Origin of the sequence: Mycobacterium sp. (assembly GCF_032159775.1) — a bacterium.
Classification (GTDB): domain Bacteria; phylum Actinomycetota; class Actinomycetes; order Mycobacteriales; family Mycobacteriaceae; genus Mycobacterium.
The window spans coordinates 1-16,736 of record NZ_JAVHWK010000021.1 but is presented as its reverse complement, the minus strand read 5'-3'; the positions used below and the strand labels follow the sequence as shown (position 1 = coordinate 16,736).

At 66.8% G+C, this 16,736-nt stretch carries 14 protein-coding genes and 1 pseudogene; 14 read left to right on the top strand and 1 reads right to left on the bottom strand.

The features are described from left to right. Window positions 1-13 precede the first annotated feature (13 nt). The 11 genes from QOJ24_RS02155 (at window position 14) to smc (ending at window position 12,712) form a co-directional block, all read left to right on the top strand. Window positions 14-580 carry a hemerythrin domain-containing protein gene (locus QOJ24_RS02155; protein ID WP_526258648.1) on the top strand — a complete coding sequence of 189 codons (567 nt, stop codon included), beginning with the start codon at window positions 14-16 and terminating at the stop codon, window positions 578-580. Window positions 581-701: 121 nt separating this feature from the next. Next, a complete protein-coding gene (locus QOJ24_RS02150) occupies window positions 702-2,786 on the top strand; it encodes an inositol monophosphatase family protein (RefSeq protein ID WP_526258646.1) in 2,085 nt (694 codons plus the stop codon). Between the two features lie 104 nt (window positions 2,787-2,890). Continuing rightward, window positions 2,891-4,444 (top strand): mannitol dehydrogenase family protein, encoded by a 1,554-nt coding sequence (locus QOJ24_RS02145; protein ID WP_526258644.1) that lies wholly within the window; start codon window positions 2,891-2,893, stop codon window positions 4,442-4,444. Continuing rightward, window positions 4,332-5,252, top strand: coding sequence for an HAD family hydrolase (locus QOJ24_RS02140; RefSeq protein ID WP_526258642.1), 921 nt, complete (start codon window positions 4,332-4,334; stop codon window positions 5,250-5,252). Before QOJ24_RS02145 ends, QOJ24_RS02140 begins: the two co-directional genes overlap by 113 nt. A 149-nt stretch (window positions 5,253-5,401) precedes the next feature. After that, window positions 5,402-6,139, top strand: coding sequence for a cell division protein SepIVA (gene sepIVA / locus QOJ24_RS02135; protein WP_526258641.1), 738 nt, complete (start codon window positions 5,402-5,404; stop codon window positions 6,137-6,139). Window positions 6,140-6,191: 52 nt separating this feature from the next. Further along, on the top strand, window positions 6,192-6,746 hold the full coding sequence (locus QOJ24_RS02130) for a YceD family protein (RefSeq protein WP_526258639.1): 555 nt from the start codon (window positions 6,192-6,194) through the stop codon (window positions 6,744-6,746). Continuing rightward, entirely contained in the window at window positions 6,743-7,447 is a 705-nt protein-coding gene (gene rnc, locus QOJ24_RS02125) for a ribonuclease III (RefSeq protein ID WP_526258637.1), read from the top strand. The genes QOJ24_RS02130 and rnc overlap by 4 nt, the downstream gene beginning before the upstream one ends. Next, window positions 7,440-8,351, top strand: coding sequence for a bifunctional DNA-formamidopyrimidine glycosylase/DNA-(apurinic or apyrimidinic site) lyase (gene mutM / locus QOJ24_RS02120; RefSeq protein ID WP_526258635.1), 912 nt, complete (start codon window positions 7,440-7,442; stop codon window positions 8,349-8,351). Before rnc ends, mutM begins: the two co-directional genes overlap by 8 nt. A gap of 56 nt (window positions 8,352-8,407) precedes the next feature. Further along, complete coding sequence (locus QOJ24_RS02115; RefSeq protein ID WP_526258633.1) at window positions 8,408-8,824, top strand: OsmC family protein; 417 nt, start codon at window positions 8,408-8,410, stop codon at window positions 8,822-8,824. Next, window positions 8,808-9,092: an acylphosphatase gene (locus QOJ24_RS02110; protein WP_526258632.1), complete on the top strand. Its 285-nt coding sequence runs from the start codon at window positions 8,808-8,810 to the stop codon at window positions 9,090-9,092. Before QOJ24_RS02115 ends, QOJ24_RS02110 begins: the two co-directional genes overlap by 17 nt. Before the next feature lie 26 nt (window positions 9,093-9,118). Next, window positions 9,119-12,712 (top strand): chromosome segregation protein SMC, encoded by a 3,594-nt coding sequence (gene smc / locus QOJ24_RS02105; protein WP_526258630.1) that lies wholly within the window; start codon window positions 9,119-9,121, stop codon window positions 12,710-12,712. Here smc and fni read toward each other — a convergent pair. Continuing rightward, window positions 12,709-13,713: a type 2 isopentenyl-diphosphate Delta-isomerase gene (fni, locus tag QOJ24_RS02100; protein ID WP_526258674.1), complete on the bottom strand. Its 1,005-nt coding sequence runs from the start codon at window positions 13,711-13,713 to the stop codon at window positions 12,709-12,711. The two genes, smc and fni, sit on opposite strands and share 4 nt — an antisense overlap. 82 nt (window positions 13,714-13,795) lie before the next feature. Between fni and ftsY the strand changes: the two genes are divergently transcribed. The 3 genes and pseudogenes from ftsY to QOJ24_RS02085 form a co-directional block, all read left to right on the top strand. Beyond that, window positions 13,796-15,088, top strand: a complete 1,293-nt coding sequence (ftsY, locus tag QOJ24_RS02095) for a signal recognition particle-docking protein FtsY (protein WP_526258628.1) — start codon at window positions 13,796-13,798, stop codon at window positions 15,086-15,088. A 174-nt stretch (window positions 15,089-15,262) separates the two neighbouring features. Continuing rightward, window positions 15,263-16,645 carry an ammonium transporter gene (locus QOJ24_RS02090; RefSeq protein WP_526258626.1) on the top strand — a complete coding sequence of 461 codons (1,383 nt, stop codon included), beginning with the start codon at window positions 15,263-15,265 and terminating at the stop codon, window positions 16,643-16,645. An 8-nt stretch (window positions 16,646-16,653) separates the two neighbouring features. Beyond that, window positions 16,654-16,736: pseudogene (locus QOJ24_RS02085) on the top strand (P-II family nitrogen regulator); the annotation flags it as partial.

The window sequence follows — 16,736 nt, the reverse complement described above, 5'->3', positions numbered from 1 at the left end:
GGGAGATATTGCTGTGGTTGAAACATTTGTTCAGTCGACCGATGACGTCGTCAAATTCCTCAAAGGCCAGCACAACTTGATCAAGGACATGTTCGAAGAGGTGTTCTCGGCGTCGACTGATGACGCGCGCCGCAAGGCCTTCACCGAACTGCGCCAACTCCTCGCGGTGCACGAGACCGCCGAGGAAATGGTTGTTCACCCAAGGGTCCGCCAGCAGGTGGACGGCGGGGACCTCATCGTCGACGCACGTCTCCTCGAGGAGCACGACGCCAAGGAACACCTGTCGGCGCTCGAGGCGATGGACATCAGCTCCAAGGAGTTCCTCGACGAGTTGACGCTCTTCCGAGGCTCGGTGCTCGATCACGCTGAGCGTGAAGAACTCGAGGAGTTCACCCGGTTGGAGCGCGAGCTGGATGCCGACGACCTCAACCGGATGGCGAAGGCCGTGCTTGCCGCGGAGGCGATTGCGCCGACGCGTCCCCACCCCGGTGTGGAGTCGGCCAAGCTGAACTTCGCCGTCGGACCGTTCGCGTCGATGCTCGACCGAGCCCGCGACGCCATCGCAGCGGCGCTCAGGTAGGCCGTTCGATAGCCGGGCGCGAAGCGGCCCGGTGTTCCGCGGGTTTGGCCCGCTCAGGACAGGGAACAGAGTCGCGATGGAGATCGCGGTCAACGGAGCCGGGCCGCAGCATCATTCTGCGATGCCCGGCGAGCGTGCGGGCAGCACGAGTCAAGGGCAACGCAGCCTGATCGGCTATCTCGTGATGCCGCGCCCCAAAGACTTGGTGAAGGGGCTGCTCATCCCGGTCACCTACTTCGTGGGTGTGTTGGCGGCCGGGGGAGTGACCACCGAGTCGCTTTTGCGCGCGGTGCTGGTACTCGCGGCGGTCGAGTTGTTCATCTATCCCGCCCGCTACCAGTGGAATGACGCACGTGGGTTCGTCGCCGATCAGCGTCACCCCGGCAAAGCATCGCGCGGACGCCTTCCAGGGCCGGTCACGCAGGCCCGCGCTCACGTCCTGGCAAGCTGCGTTGTCGCTGCGATACGCCTGGTCGCTGTGGGCGTCCTGAACCTCGCGCTGCCCGAACTCGGCCTGGGTGGCGTATTGGGATTCGCGACGCTCGGAGTGTTCGGGATCGCTTTCGCCTACGAGTGGTTACGGTCGCGGTGCACCGGTCGCACCGGACGAGTCCCGCCGCCTCTGCAAGCGGGCTTGGTTTCGATCTGGCTGGTCGTCGGCGGCGGCTATGCGGTGCGGGGCATGATCGGTCTTGCACTGGCCGTCGACCTGAGTGCCCGCCCCGCGCTGACGGTGTCGGCGACCTTGACGCTGTGGGCTTATGGCGTCGCGTTCGTGACAAGCCGGTGGGCCATCGAAGCGTTGGCCTTCGCCTCCATCCGTGATGGGCACGTGGTCTTCCAAACCCGGCGCGGTCAGGCCCGGGAACATCTTCTCGTGCTCGTCCGATGGCTACCGGTACAGCGCCGATCGCCTGGCCTGGATATCGAACGGTGGACGCCGCTGGCGGAGCGCACATCGTTGATTGCGCCGTGGAACGTCGCGACGATTGCTGCGGGCAGCGCGGCTGCGGCCACCGGTCGATTGTTGTGTGGCGCCGCCTCGGTTGGTCAGCTCGCCGCCGCCTCCATCCTCGGTGCGGTGCTCGCCCTGGTCACTGTGCACTCTTCACGTGCTCGCTGGGTCATCGTCTGCGCCGGCGCTGGTGTGCTCTACACCTATCTGATGGTGAGTGGCGCGCCACGGCCCTTGCTCGGGGTGATCCCGTGGTTGTTGCTTTCGGCGGCCCGCCTTTTTTTCAGCAGCCGCAGCCTTTACACCCTCGGCAGGGCCGGTGTGCTGACTCGAGCCGTGAAGGCGGGCTTGCACGCGGCAGCCAAGGCGGTGCTCGGTGAGCCGACATGGGCTGCGGTGCGCGCCGGTGACGTTTCAGACCCGTCAGAAGACGTCGAGCCGCCGCCACCGACGGAGCTCGTCGATGTCGCCCGCATGGCTGCCACGGCCGGTGCCGGCGTAGCGATGCGTTGGTGGGCCGACCACACCCGGCTCGAGGTGAAGCAGAAGCGAGGCCCGCGCGATCTGGTCAGCAAGGCCGACCACGAGACCGAGGCGGAAATCCGAAAAGTATTGCGACAGTTGCGTCCTGACGACAGCGTGCTGGGCGAAGAGGGCGGGTTGATCGACGGCACCAGCGGTATTCGCTGGATCATCGATCCGATCGACGGCACGACGAGTTACCTCTACGGCCGACCGGACTGGGCTGTGAGTGTGGCAGCCGTCCGGTGCAGCGACGAGACGATCGTTGCAGGCGCCGTCGTCGAGCCGGTCGCTGGATGGACCACGTGCGCCCAGCGCGGGGGTGGCACGTATCTGAACGACCGTCGGGTGAGGGTGAATGACGTGGTGTCACTGGACCACGCACTTGTCGAGATCAACTTCGGTCGCGACGATCAGAGGGAAGTCGCGGGAGAGATGGTGCACGAGCTCGCCACCCGGGTGCGCGACCTCCGTCGCGGTGGCAGCGCGGCCAGCGCACTGGCGCATGTCGCAACGGGTCGGGCCGACGCAGTATGGTCACCAGGCTTGCAGCCCTGGGATTGCGCAGCAGGCGTGCTGCTCGTCGAGGAGGCAGGCGGCTCGGTGGGCGACCTCAGGGAGATGGCGGCGGGACTGTGGCCGAACAGCGGCGATGTCCTGGCGGCGAATCCAGCGCTGTTGCGGGCCCTACGCGGGATTCTTGAGCCCATTTACGCGACACGGGTTTAGCTGCCGCAAACAGTGGTACGTACTCGTGCAAGCGATCGGCCCCAGCACCGCGGTTGATCTTCCCAGCCGCTGGTGCGGCTCACGACACGCTTCTGGAGCTGATCATGTCCAATGTCATTCGGCTGCGTCCGAGCACAAAAGTCCCGTTGAACAATGCCACCCTCGAGTTGCACGCGCGTCGTCTCGCGGTGCCCAGCTATGACCGGTCGGCGCTCACCTGCTCTGTCGTCCATATCGGTGTTGGCGGTTTTCACCGAGCTCACCAGGGTAGCTACTTCGACGACCTTGCTCGGCTGGGTTTCACTGACTGGGGAGTGACCGGGATGGGGCTGCACCACCGGGCCGCGAAGGAGGCTCTCGAACCACAGGACTGCCTCTACACCCTCGTCGAACAGGGTAGTGACGGGGCGGAGGGACGTGTGGTCGGCTCCCTGTGCCGGTACCTCTACACGCCCGAAGAGCACCTCGCGGCCATCGAGGCCTTGGTCGACGAGCGCACCCGGCTGGTGACACTGACCATCACAGGCGGTGGCTATCATCGCGACGCCGTGACCGGTGACTTCGACGCCGCCTGTTCGGCGGTTCGGCGGGACCTTTCCCAGCCTGGTCCGTACACCACCGCTTGGGCGTACCTCGTTGAGGCATTGGACCGGCGGCGGCTTGCCGGTGGGGCCCCGTTCACGGTCATGTCCTGCGACAATCTGCCCGATAATGGGGACGCCGCTCGAAAGGCCGTGGTTGGGTTCGCGGCGCAGCGCAGCGCCCGGCTGGCGAAGTGGATTGAGTGCAACGTCGCGTTCCCCTCGACGATGGTCGACCGGATCACGCCGACGCTCAACGATGCTGAAATAGTCGGTGTCCAAGAGGATTTCGGTGTCGTCGACCGTTGGCCCGTCGTCACCGAGCCGTTCCGGCAGTGGGTCGTGGAAGACGCGTTCTGCGGCAGCCGGCCCCCGCTCGATGAAGTGGGTGTCGAGATCGTTTCCGACATCAGCCCGCACAAGCTGGTGAAGACGCGGCTACTCAACGGCTCACACTGCGCCATGAGTTATCTAGGGATCCTTCTCGGTCACCAGACGACCGACGCTGCGATGCGCGACTCTCGTGTCTACCGGTATGTCGAGCAGCTGATGCGGACCGAAGTGTCTCCCCTCCTCAGCGGGGGACTGACCATTGACTGTGCCGGTTATCGGAGCACTCTGCTCGAGCGATTCTCCAATCCGGGTATCCCGGACAAACTTTCGAGGCTGGCCGCGCGCGGGTCGGTGAAGATGCCGTCCTACCTGTTGCCTTCTCTTCACGAGGCACGTGCAGAGAACCGGCCCACTGCGCTGCTGACCCTCGCGGTCGCGGCCTGGATCCGGTACCTGCGCGGTTATGACTTACAAGGCAGGCCGATCGTCATCGAAGACAAACGTGGCGGCCAGTTCAGAACGCTCGCACTGACCGGTCTTGCCGATCCTCGACCGCTATTGAATGTGCGCGACGTCTTCGGAAGCCTCATCGACGACGTTGTATTCGTCGAAGCGCTTGAAAACATGCTGCATGACATCGACCGGATCGGGCTGGCGGCCACGCTCGGGAAGCTCCTCGTGGCGCAGCCCGGCAGAGCCCGTTACGAAGAAAGTGATTCCGTTGCGACATCTACGTCCAGTTGATCTTTCGAAAGTCGCCGTTGTGCTCTGTGATGCCGATGGCAATCTGTTCCCCTCGGAAGAACCGGCTTTCGCCGCATCGGTGAACGTGACCAACCGCTATTTGCGACATCTGGGCATACCGGCTTTCTACACGGCAGAAGAACTTCGCATGACGACGACCGGCAAGAATTTCCGGACAACGGCGGTGGATCTCGCCATCACCTGGGGCGTCCCGCTGGACATCGCTCTCGCCGAGGGCCGACCCGACGCCATCGTCGCCGGCGAGGGCGATGAGCAAGCGTTGACGACCGAAGCATTGGAGTTCTGGGTTCAAGAAGAGCGTGAGGCAGTGACGGCATACCTGGGAAGCGTGCTTGCACCGGACGCCGGCGTGCTGGACGCGCTGCACCGCCTGCGCTCTGATTTCCGGCTCGCCGCCGTGAGCTCGAGCGCGCTTGTCCGACTGGGTGCGTGTTTCTCAGCGACCGGTCTTGACGATCTGATACCGGCCGACGCCAGGTTCAGTGCCGAGGATTCCCTGCCCGTGCCGACGAGCAAACCCGACCCGGCCGTCTACCGTCTGGCGCTGGAGAAGATCGGCGTCTCGCCGGACCAGGCCGTGGCGATAGAAGACGCGGTTCCCGGGGTGGCGTCAGCGGTTGCGGCGGGAGTGCCGACCATCGGCAATCTTGTGTTCGTGCCGTCGGCCGAGCGGGCTGATCGGTGTGCGGAGTTGGCAGCCGCCGGTGCGTGTGCGGTGACGGCATCGTGGAAGGAAATCGCGACGTTGCTCACCGCGTCGGTCGATGGCACGTTCGCCGCATCCTGAAAGCGTATTTCGGCCGTTCCGCGACGATGGCATGCTGAACACAGTGCCCGGGGGCCTAGGGCCTGACGACGACACACCGGCTGATAAGCCGAGTCGCAGGTGTAACACCAGGCACACTAGTAACAACAACTACGCCTGGAGGGTGTGCCGTGTACCGAGTATTTGAAGCTCTCGACGAGCTTGGCGCGATCGTCGAAGAAGCGCGCGGCGTTCCGATGACGGCAGGCTGTGTGGTGCCCCGCGGCGACGTGCTCGAGTTGATCGACGACATCAAGGACGCCATCCCCGGCGAACTGGACGATGCGCAGGACGTGCTCGATGCGCGCGACCAGCTTCTGAACGAGGCCAGGGAGCACTCGGGATCGATGGTGGCGACGGCCAGCGCGGAGGCCGACTCGATGCTGAACCACTCCCGCACCGAGGCCGACCGGCTGCTGTCCGACGCCAAGGCGCAGGCCGACCGCATGGTCGCCGAGGCGCGTCAACACAGCGAGCGAATGGTTGGCGAAGCGCGTGAGGAGGCCGCCCGCATCAGCGCGACGGCGAAGCGTGAGTACGAGGCCAGCGCAGGTCGGGCGAAGGCCGAGGCGGATCGCCTGATCGAGAGCGGCAACCTCTCCTACGAGAAGGCCGTCCAAGAGGGCATCAAGGAGCAGCAACGTCTGGTGTCGCAGACCGAGACGGTGCAGTCCGCGAACGCCGAGGCCACCCGGCTGATCGACACGGCACATGCCGAGGCGGATCGACTGCGCGGCGAATGCGACATCTACGTCGATAGCAAGCTCGCGGAGTTCGAGGAGTTCCTGAACGGAACGATCCGATCGGTCGGCCGTGGCCGCCATCAGTTGCGCACCGCCGCAGGTACGCACGACTACGCCACCCGCTGACCACCGCGGCGTGCGGGCCTGGCCCGCCGGATACGGGTCGTAGGATCGTCGTATGGCGACGCACAGGAATTCCCGCTCGCCGCTCGTGATCAACATCGCCCGGCTGGGCCGACGGCCCGGCTCGATGATGACCTTCAACGAAACGGTGCCGGCCCCCGCGCGCATCGGTCTCGAGCTGGCGGCGATCCCCGAGGGCGCACCTTTGCAGCTCGACCTGCGCATCGAGTCGGTGTCGGAAGGCGCGCTCGTCACCGGAACGATGGCGGCGCCGACGACGGGGGAGTGCGCCCGCTGCCTCACGCCGGTCACCGGGCACGTGGAGATCGACCTGACCGAACTGTTCGCCTACCCCGACAGCGCGACCGAGGCGACCACCGACGCCGACGAGGTCGGACATGTCGTCAAGGACTCCGTCGACCTCGAACAGCCGATAATCGACGCCGTCGGCCTTGCGTTGCCGTTCTCGCCGCTGTGCGGCCCGGATTGCCAAGGGCTGTGCCCGGATTGCGGCATCCCGATGGCCACGGCAGAACCCGGCCATGGTCACGAGAAGATCGATCCGCGCTGGGCGAAGCTCTCGTCGCTGCTGGAGACCGACGACAAGTGACGGGTGATCGCGCCGCTCTGGTCGAGGCGCTCGGGATCGAGCTGCCCGACGAGCTGCTCACCATGGCGCTGACGCACCGCAGCTACTCCTACGAGAACGGCGGCCTGCCGACCAACGAGCGACTGGAATTCCTCGGCGACGCGGTGCTCGGGCTGACCATCACCGAGGAGCTCTATCACCGGCACCCCGATCGCTCCGAAGGCGATCTGGCCAAACTGCGCGCCAGCATCGTCAACACCCAGGCGCTGGCCGATGTCGGCCGGGCCCTGTCCGACGGCGGGCTGGGCGCCCACCTGCTGCTCGGCAAGGGCGAGGAGAACTCGGGCGGCGCCGACAAGTCGAGCATCCTGGCTGACGGCGTCGAATCCCTGCTCGGCGCAATCTATCTCGAGCACGGTCTGTCGGGCTCGCGCGAGGTGATCCTGCGACTGTTCCGTTCGCTGATCGAGACTGCGCCGACGCTCGGTGCGGGTCTCGACTGGAAGAGCAGCCTGCAGGAGCTGACCGCCGCGCGCGGCATGGGCTCACCGTCCTACCTGGTGACCGCGACCGGACCCGATCACGACAAGGAGTTCACCGCGACCGTCGTCGTGATGAACACCGAGCACGGCAGGGGCGTCGGCCGGACCAAGAAAGAAGCCGAGTTGAAGGCCGCGGCGGTGGCGTGGACGGCGCTGTCGGCCAGAAACGTCGATGCCTGAACTTCCCGAAGTCGAGGTCGTACGGCGGGGGCTCGAGGCACACGTAGCGGGCAAAACCATCACCGCCGTGCGGGTGAACCATCCCCGCGCCGTGCGCCGTCACGAGGCGGGACCGGCCGATCTGACGGCGCGGCTGCTGAACATGCGCATCACCGGGACCGGCCGCCGCGGCAAGTACCTGTGGCTCAACCTGAGCGACGACTCCGCTCTGGTCGTCCATCTCGGGATGAGCGGGCAGATGCTGCTGGGCCCCGTCCAAAACGAGGGCCACCTGCGCATCGCGGCGCTGCTCGACGACGGCACCGCACTGAGCTTCGTCGACCAGCGCACGTTCGGCGGGTGGATGCTGACCGACGTGGTCACGGTCGACGGCACCGACGTTCCAGCGCCCGTCGCGCACATCGCCCGCGATCCGTTGGATCCCAGGTTCGACCGCGAGGGCGTCGTTGAGGTGTTGCGGCGCAAGCATTCCGAGATCAAGCGGCAGCTGCTCGATCAGACCGTGGTGTCGGGCATCGGGAACATCTATGCCGACGAGGCGCTGTGGCGCGTCAAGATCAACGGAAGCCGGCTGGCGTCGTCGCTGAGCCGCAAGCAGCTCGGCGAGCTGCTGGATGCGGCGACGGAGGTGATGACCGACTCGCTTGGCGAGGGCGGCACGTCGTTCGACTCCTTGTATGTCAATGTCAACGGCGAATCCGGATACTTCGAGCGATCGCTGGACGCCTACGGACGCGAGGGCGAGCCGTGCAGGCGCTGCGGCGCGGTGATGCGACGGGAGAAGTTCATGAACCGGTCGTCGTTCTACTGCCCACGGTGTCAACCAAAACCGCGCCAGCCGCGCCCACGCGCAACTCCCGCCAAACGGGGGGCACCTTCCGCGAAACGGAATTCCAGCACGTGATTACTCGCACTTCCGGTGCTGGAATTCCGTTTCGCGGCTGGTTGTAGAAATAGGACATGACGGAACTCTGGGTCGAGCGCACCGGTGTGCGTCGCTACACCGGCCGCAGCACGCGGGGCGCGCAGGTGCTTGTCGGCAACGAGGACGTCGAGGGGGTGTTCACCCCCGGCGAGCTGATGAAGATCGCGCTCGCGGCCTGCAGCGGCATGGCCAGCGACGCGCCGCTGCAGCGCAGGCTCGGCGAGGACTACGAGGTGACGATCTCGGTGTCCGGTGCGGCAGACCGCGATCAGGAGCGCTATCCACAACTCGACGAACAGATGAAGCTCGACCTGTCCGGCCTGTCGGAAGACGAGGTGGCCCGGGTACTCACGGTCGTGGAGCGGGCGATCGACCAGGTGTGCACCGTCGGGCGCACGCTGAAGGCCGGGACCAAAGTGACGTTTGGGGTTAGTGGTGCAGGAGTTAGCTGAGGTTCGGCTGACGGCATGGGTGCACGGCCATGTGCAAGGGGTCGGGTTCCGGTGGTGGACCCGTTCGCGGGCCCTGGAACTGGGGCTGACGGGATACGCGTCCAACCGGCCCGACGGGCGTGTCCAGGTCGTCGCACAGGGGCCTCGAGACGACTGCCAGCGCCTGCTTGACCTGCTGGAAAGCGGCGATGCGCCGGGCCGCGTCGAGAAAGTCGTCGCGGATTGGTCAGAAGTCGGCGACGCGATAGCGGGCTTCACCGAGCGATAGCCTTCGCGGCTGTAGTGTGGCCCATCGTGCACCTCAAGAGTCTGACGCTGAAGGGCTTCAAGTCCTTTGCTTCGCCGACGACTCTTCGCTTCGAGCCCGGTATCACCTGCGTCGTCGGACCCAACGGTTCCGGCAAGTCCAACGTGGTCGACGCGTTGACGTGGGTCATGGGCGAGCAGGGCGCCAAGACCCTGCGCGGCGGCAAGATGGAAGACGTCATCTTTGCAGGCACGTCGTCGCGGCCGCCGCTGGGCCGGGCTGAGGTCACCGTCACGATCGACAACTCGGACAACTCGCTGCCGATCGAGTACTCCGAGGTGTCGATCACCCGCCGGATGTTCCGCGACGGCGGCAGCGAGTACGAAATCAACGGCAGCAGTTGCCGTTTGATGGATGTGCAGGAACTTCTCAGCGACTCAGGCATCGGCCGCGAGATGCACGTCATCGTCGGCCAGGGCAAGCTCTCCGAAATCCTCGAGTCCCGCCCCGAGGACCGGCGGGCGTTCATCGAGGAGGCCGCGGGCGTCCTCAAGCACCGCAAGCGCAAAGAGAAGGCGGTCCGCAAACTCGACTCGATGTCGGCCAACCTGGCCCGGCTGACCGACCTCACCACCGAGTTGCGCCGCCAGCTCAAGCCACTGGGCAGGCAGGCCGAGATGGCGCGCCGCGCACAGACCATCCAGGCCGACCTCCGCGACGCGCGGCTGCGCCTGGCAGCCGACGACCTGGTCACCCGCAAAGGCGAGTTCGACGACACCAACCAGGCCGAGACATCGCTGCGGCGCGAGCACGACGAGATGACCAGCCGGCTGGCAGCCGCCACCGCCCAGCTCGACACCCACGAATCGGCGGTCGCCGGCCTGAGCGAGCGCGCAGAAGCCGCCCAACAGCGCTGGTTCCGGTTGTCGGCGCTGGCCGAACGCGTCAGCGCAACGGTCCGGATCGCCAGCGAGCGGGCCCAGCACCTCGACACCGAGCAGGAGACGTCCAGCGGGGTTGACCCTGACGCTCTGGAGGCCGAGGCCGACGAGATCGCCGCGCACGAGCGAGCGCTGTTGGCCGAACTTGGCGAGTCCCGCGAGCGCCTCACCGCGGCACGCGGCGAGCTGACCGAATGCGAGCGCATCGCCGCCGAGGCGGAACGCGCACACCTTGCGGCGGTGCGCGCCGAGGCCGACCGCCGAGAAGGGTTGGCCCGGCTGGCAGGCCAGGTCGACACCATGCGCACCCGTGTGGAGTCCATCGACGAGACCGTCGCGCGGCTCACAGACAACATCGAAGAGGCCGGCATCCGCGCGCAACAGGCGAAGGCTGAGTTCGAGACGGTGCAGAGCCGCGTGGGTGAGCTCGACGCGGGTGAGGTCGGGCTCGACGAGCAACACGATCGCAGCGTGACAGCGCTGCGCCTCGCCGACGAACGCGTCGCAGAACTTCAGGCAGGGGAGCGCAGCGCCGAGCGTCACGTCGCGTCCCTGCTCGCCCGCATCGATGCTCTCGCGGTCGGTCTCGACCGCAAGGACGGCGCCGCCTGGCTGCAGCGAAACCTTTCCGGCGCAGGGCTTTTCGGCTCGGTGGCGAATCTGGTCAAGGTGCGGCCGGGCTACGAGGCGGCGATAGCGGCTGTGCTGGGTGCGGCAGCCGACGCCGTCGCCGCGGAGAGCTTCGGTGCCGCCCGCTCGGCCGTGGCCGCACTCAAGGCGTCCGACGGTGGTCGCGCGGCGATCGTGCTGGGCGACTGGCCCGGCGAGGCGACGACACAGGCCGGGCCGCCGCCCGAAGGCGCACAGTGGGCGACCGATCTGGTGGACATGCCGCCGCGCTTGCGTGGCGCGCTGGGCGCAATGTTGTCCGGCGTTGCGGTGGTGGCCGACCTGGCCGCGGCACTGGATCTGGTGGCGGCGCGTCCGCAGCTGCGTGCGGTCACCGCCGACGGCGATCTCGTCGGCGCAGGTTGGCTGAGCGGCGGGTCGGACCGCAAGCCCTCCACCCTGGAGATCACCTCCGAGGTGGAGAAGGCCCGCGGTGAGCTGGCGGCCGCGGAGAAGCAGGTCGGCGAGTTGAGCGCCGCGTTGTCCGGCGCGCTGGCCGAGCAGAAGGCCCGCCAGGATGCCGCCGAGCAGGCGATGGCAGCGCTCAACGAGTCCGACGCCGCGATCTCGGCGATCTACGAACAGCTGGGCAGGCTCGGCCAGGACGCCCGCACCGCAGACGACGAATGGCAACGGCTGATTCGCCAGCGCGACGAGCTGGAGACCGGGCGGGTGCAGACCGTCGAGGAGCTGGCCGCACTGGAGCAGCGGCTGCACAATGCGGAGCAGGCGCCCCTGTTCGACGCCGCACCGGCCGACCGGCAGGCGACCGTGGCCGCCGCCGAGAACGCGCGCTCCGCCGAGGTCGAGGCGCGGCTCACGGTTCGCACCGCCGAGGAGCGGGCGAATGCCGTTCGCGGGCGGGCGGATTCACTGCGTCGCGCCGCGGCCGCCGAGCGGGAGGCCCGGCTGCGGGCGCAGCGCGCGCGGCAGGCCCGCGAACGCGCCGCCGCCGTTGCGGCGGCGGTCGCCGAATCGGGTCGCGGCCTTGCGCAACGGCTGCACGCAACGGTCGGGGTCGCGTCCCGCCGTCGTGACGCGCTGGCCGCCGAACGCCACCAACGGATCGAGGCGTTGGCCAAGGTGCGCGAGCAGGTCAGCGAGTTCAGCTCGAAGATCGCCGCGGTGACCGAGGCGCTGCACCGCGACGAGGTCGCCAAAGCCCAAGCGGCCCTGCGGATCGAGCAGCTCGAACAGCAGGTGCTCGATCAGTTCGGGATGGCGACCGCCGACCTGGTCGCCGAATACGGTCCCGACGTGCCACTGCCGCCGTCGGAACTGGAGATGGCCGAATACGAACAGGCCCGCGAACGGGGCGAGCAGGTCACCGCGCCCGCCCCGATGCCGTTCGACCGCTCGACGCAGGAACGCCGGGCGAAGAAGGCCGAACGCGAACTCAACGAGCTCGGGCGGGTCAACCCGTTGGCACTGGAGGAGTTCGCCGCGCTCGAGGAGCGCTACAACTTCCTGTCCACGCAGCTCGAGGACGTCAAAGGCGCCCGAAAGGATCTGCTCGACGTCATCACCGACGTCGACACCCGCATCCTGCAGGTGTTCACCGAGGCCTTCATCGACGTGGAACGCGAGTTCACGCAGGTGTTCTCGGCGTTGTTCCCCGGCGGTGAGGGCAGGCTGCTTCTCACCGATCCCAACGACATGCTGACCACCGGCATCGAGGTCGAGGCACGCCCTCCCGGCAAGAGGATCAAGCGGCTCTCGCTGCTGTCCGGCGGCGAGAAGTCACTCACCGCGGTCGCGATGCTGGTGGCGATCTTCCGGGCGCGGCCGTCGCCCTTCTACGTCATGGACGAGGTGGAAGCGGCGCTCGACGACGTCAACCTGCGCAGGTTGATCGGTCTGTTCGAGCAGCTGCGGGAACGCTCGCAATTGATCGTCATCACCCACCAGAAGCCGACGATGGAGGTCGCCGACGCGCTGTACGGCGTCACCATGCGCGACGACGGCATCACCGCGGTGATCTCCCAGCGCATGCGCGGCCAGGAGCTGGTCGCCGCGGGCTCTTCGCGCTAGTTCGCCTGTGTGACGCCTTGGCTGCGTAGCGCCGTCAAGTCGGCCGCACCGCTGCCGTGCAGGCAGATCTGCAACTCGGCGATGAAGTTGGCAAGCCAATCCAGCACGGCCGCAGTCGATTCGATGGCGGGCGCGAGCAGGGGCCGCGCCACCGCGACGACGTCGGCGCCCATCGCGAGCGCCTTTGCGGCGTCCATGCCGGTGCGGATGCCTCCCGAGGCGACCAGCGAGACGTCAGGCAGCGTCTGACGCACCTCCTGCAACGCTTGCGCCGTGGGGATGCCCCATTCGGCGAGTGCCGGGTAGCGGATGTCGCCGTAGCGGACGTACTGCTCGACACGCGCCCACGACGTGCCGCCCGCGCCTGCCACGTCGACGGCCGCGATCGGGCAGTCCACCAGTTCGGCGGCTGCCGTCGCCCCGATACCGTGGCCGACCTCCTTGAGCATCACCGGGTATTTGATGGACTCGGCGATCTCCCGAAGCCGGTCGATCGAGCCGGAGAAGTCGGTGTCGCCCTCGTGCTGCATGGCCTCCTGCAGCGGATTGGTATGTACCGCAAGCGCATTTGCGCCAACACGATCAAGTGCGTCGACCAGGTCCCCGACCACTTCGTCGGAGAGCTGCGCAAGTCCGATGTTGCCGATCAGCAGAGCATCGGGCGCGACGTCGCGCACCGCGAAGCTCGCCGCAGCGACATCGTCGCCCAGCATGATGCGCTGGCTGCCGAGCATCATGCCGATGCCGAGCTTCTGGGCGGCGGCGGCGAGGTTGCGGTTGATGACGCCGGAAAGCTCGGCACCGCCCGTCATCGCCCCAATCAGCACCGGCGCCTCGAGTCGTACGCCGAGGAAGTCGGTGTGGGTGTCGATGGCGCCGAGATTGGTCTGGGTCAGTGCGTTGTAGGGCAGCGCGACGCGCTCGAAGCCGGTCGTCACGCTCTGGTAGTCCACCGCTTCTGTCAGACATATGTCGATGTGTCTGGCCTTGCGGGACTCCATGCCGTTAGCCAACGCCGCTTCGCTCCTCTCGTGCGCGGTGGGCTGCATGCTCACCGGTTACCCACATTGGGACAATGGCACGGTGTCCGAGGGTCTCTGGATCGCAATCGCGGTCATCGCCGTCCTGCTCGTCGCTGTTGTCGTGGTGTTCGGCCTGGTCCGAGCGCGCCGCGGCAAGATCCGCCTCGACTCGTCCACCAGCACAGACACTGCCACACCTATCGATAAGTCCGGCGGGTACACAGCGTCTTCCGGCATCTCGTTCACACAATCGTCAGCACCTGCTCCCGCTCCGCCGAGGACAGAGGTCGTACCCGAGCGCATCGACACCAGCGGCTTGCCCGCCGTCGGTGACGACGCCAGCATTCCGCGCGACGCGCCCAAGCGACCGATCGCCGACGTGGCACTGCCCGAGCCGGCCGCCGAACCAGCCGCACCGGGGCTGGACACCATCGCGCCGAGTGAAGGCCGTCTCGAGCGGCTTCGCGGGCGGCTCGCCAAATCGCAGAACGCGCTGGGCAAGAGCATGCTCGGGCTGCTCGGCGGCGGCGATCTCGACGAGGACTCGTGGGAGGCCGTCGAGGACACGCTGCTGGTCGCCGACCTGGGCTCGGTCGTCACCGATTCGGTGGTGACCGCGTTGCGTGAGCGGCTCGCCAGCGGCCGGGTCCGCACAGAAGCCGATGCCCGCGCGGTGCTGCGCGAGGTGCTGGTCGCCGAGCTGCACCCGGAGCTGGATCGCTCCGTGCGGGCGCTGCCGCATGCCGATCACCCAGCCGTGATGCTGGTCGTCGGGGTCAACGGCACCGGCAAGACGACCACGGTCGGCAAGCTGGCCCGGGTGCTGGTCGCCGACGGCCGCAGGGTGGTTCTTGGCGCCGCCGACACCTTCCGGGCGGCCGCCGCCGACCAGCTGCAGGCCTGGGCATCCCGTGTCGGGGCCGAGGTGGTCCGTGGCGCCGAGGGTGCCGATCCCGCGTCGGTGGCGTTCGACGCCGTCGACAAGGGCATCGAGGCGGGCGCCGATGTCGTCCTCATCGACACGGCGGGGCGGTTGCACACCAAGACCGGGTTGATGGACGAGCTGGGCAAGGTCAAGCGCGTGGTGAGCAAGCGAGCGGCGGTCGACGAGGTGCTCCTTGTGCTCGATGCGACCATCGGCCAGAACGGGTTGGCTCAGGCGCGCGTGTTCGCCGACGTCGTCGACATCACCGGTGTGGCGCTGACCAAACTCGACGGCACAGCGAAGGGCGGAATCGTGTTCCGCGTGCAACAGGAATTGGGTGTGCCGGTCAAGCTCGTCGGCCTCGGCGAAGGCCCCGACGATCTCGCGCCGTTCGAACCGGAAGCCTTCGTCGACGCACTGCTCGGTTAACGAAGCGCGTCACAATCGCGTGATGTAACACGGGCGAAACGTAACCGGCCTATCCGTTCACACGAGCGAAACGCCAAGGCGTCTTACCCGAAACAACCACTCAGCAAAGTCTTGGACCAGGTCAACGGTCGTAAAACCTTTGCGGCCCTGCCTTGTCGAAGGAGGAAACTGCGAGTGGACGGATTCCCGATATTGGGTCAACCGGATACGGGGGACACCGCGTGGATGCTGGCAAGCTCCGCGCTGGTGTTGCTGATGACCCCGGGCCTGGCCTTTTTCTATGGCGGCATGGTTCGCGCCAAGGGCGTGCTCAACATGATCATGATGAGCGTCAGCGCCATGGGCGTGGTGACGGTGTTGTGGGTGCTTTACGGCTACTCGCTTGCATTCGGTAACGACGTCGCCAACCTGTTCGGCAATCCGACGCAGTTCTTCGGTCTCAAGGGGCTGATCGGCGGTAGCGCGTCTGCCGAAGTCATCGCCGACCCGAGCGCGGGCGTTGATGCGGCTGCAGCAGTGAATATCCCGCTGGTGTTCACGCTTCCCGCGACCGTGTTCGTCGCTTTCCAGCTGATGTTCGCGATCATCACCGTCGCGTTGATCTCCGGCGCGGTGGCCGACCGCATCAAGTTCAGTGCCTGGCTGGTGTTCGCGGGCCTGTGGGCGACATTCGTCTACTTCCCGATAGCGCACTGGGTGTTCTCCTTCGACGGCGGCACCGCCGAGACTGGTGGCTGGATCGCCAACAAGCTCGCCGCGATCGACTTCGCCGGTGGCACAGCGGTTCACATCAACGCGGGCACTGCAGGTCTGGTGCTGGCGATCATCCTCGGCAAGCGCAAGGGCTGGCCGTCGACACCGATGCGCCCGCACAACCTTCCTTTCGTCATGCTCGGCGCTGGTCTGCTGTGGTTCGGCTGGTACGGGTTCAACGCCGGTTCGGCAGGCGCTTCGAATGGCTTGGCGGGCTCGACGTTCGTCACCACCACGGTCGCGACAGCCGCGGCGATGCTTGCCTGGCTGCTCACCGAGCGCATTCGTGATGGAAAGGCCACCTCACTGGGCGCGGCCTCGGGCATCGTGGCAGGCCTTGTCGCCATCACGCCGTCGTGCTCGTCGGTCAACGTGCTCGGCGCGCTCGCGATCGGCTTCATCGCCGGTGTGCTGTGTGCTCTTGCGGTTGGCCTGAAATACAAACTCGGGTTTGACGATTCGCTCGACGTGGTTGGCGTGCACCTGGTCGGCGGTCTCGCAGGCACCCTGCTGATCGGCCTCTTCGCCGCGCCGGAGACCGGTGCAGGTGTTGCCGGCCTGTTCTACGGCGGCGGACCCGACCAGCTGTGGCGACAGGCGGTGGGAGCAGGCGCGGTTCTGGCCTACTCGGCGGTCGCGACCGCTATCTTGGCTCTGATAGTTAAGTTCACCGTGGGGCTGCGCCTTAGCGAGGAAGATGAGTCGACTGGACCTGATGAAGCCGAGCACGCCGAGACGGGCTACGACTTCGCGACGGTCGGGGCAGGTTCGTCACTCGGTCGTCATCCGGGCGTGGAGGGATAAGGGAGAACATGAAGCTGATTACTGCGATCGTCAAACCGTTCACGCTCGAAGACGTCAAGACCGGCCTTGAACAGTCGGGAATTCTCGGAAT

Excerpts from the sequence above, each read along its gene's own strand:
- mutM (WP_526258635.1), top strand. The coding sequence starts at position 7,440 with ATGCCTGAACTTCCCGAAGTCGAGGTCGTACGGCGGGGGCTCGAGGCA.
- QOJ24_RS02130 (WP_526258639.1), top strand. The coding sequence starts at position 6,192 with ATGGCGACGCACAGGAATTCCCGCTCGCCGCTCGTGATCAACATCGCC.
- QOJ24_RS02145 (WP_526258644.1), top strand. The coding sequence starts at position 2,891 with ATGTCCAATGTCATTCGGCTGCGTCCGAGCACAAAAGTCCCGTTGAAC.
- QOJ24_RS02115 (WP_526258633.1), top strand. The coding sequence starts at position 8,408 with ATGACGGAACTCTGGGTCGAGCGCACCGGTGTGCGTCGCTACACCGGC.
- QOJ24_RS02140 (WP_526258642.1), top strand. The coding sequence starts at position 4,332 with ATGACATCGACCGGATCGGGCTGGCGGCCACGCTCGGGAAGCTCCTCG.
- QOJ24_RS02150 (WP_526258646.1), top strand. The coding sequence starts at position 702 with ATGCCCGGCGAGCGTGCGGGCAGCACGAGTCAAGGGCAACGCAGCCTG.
- fni (WP_526258674.1), bottom strand. The coding sequence starts at position 13,713 with ATGGAGTCCCGCAAGGCCAGACACATCGACATATGTCTGACAGAAGCG.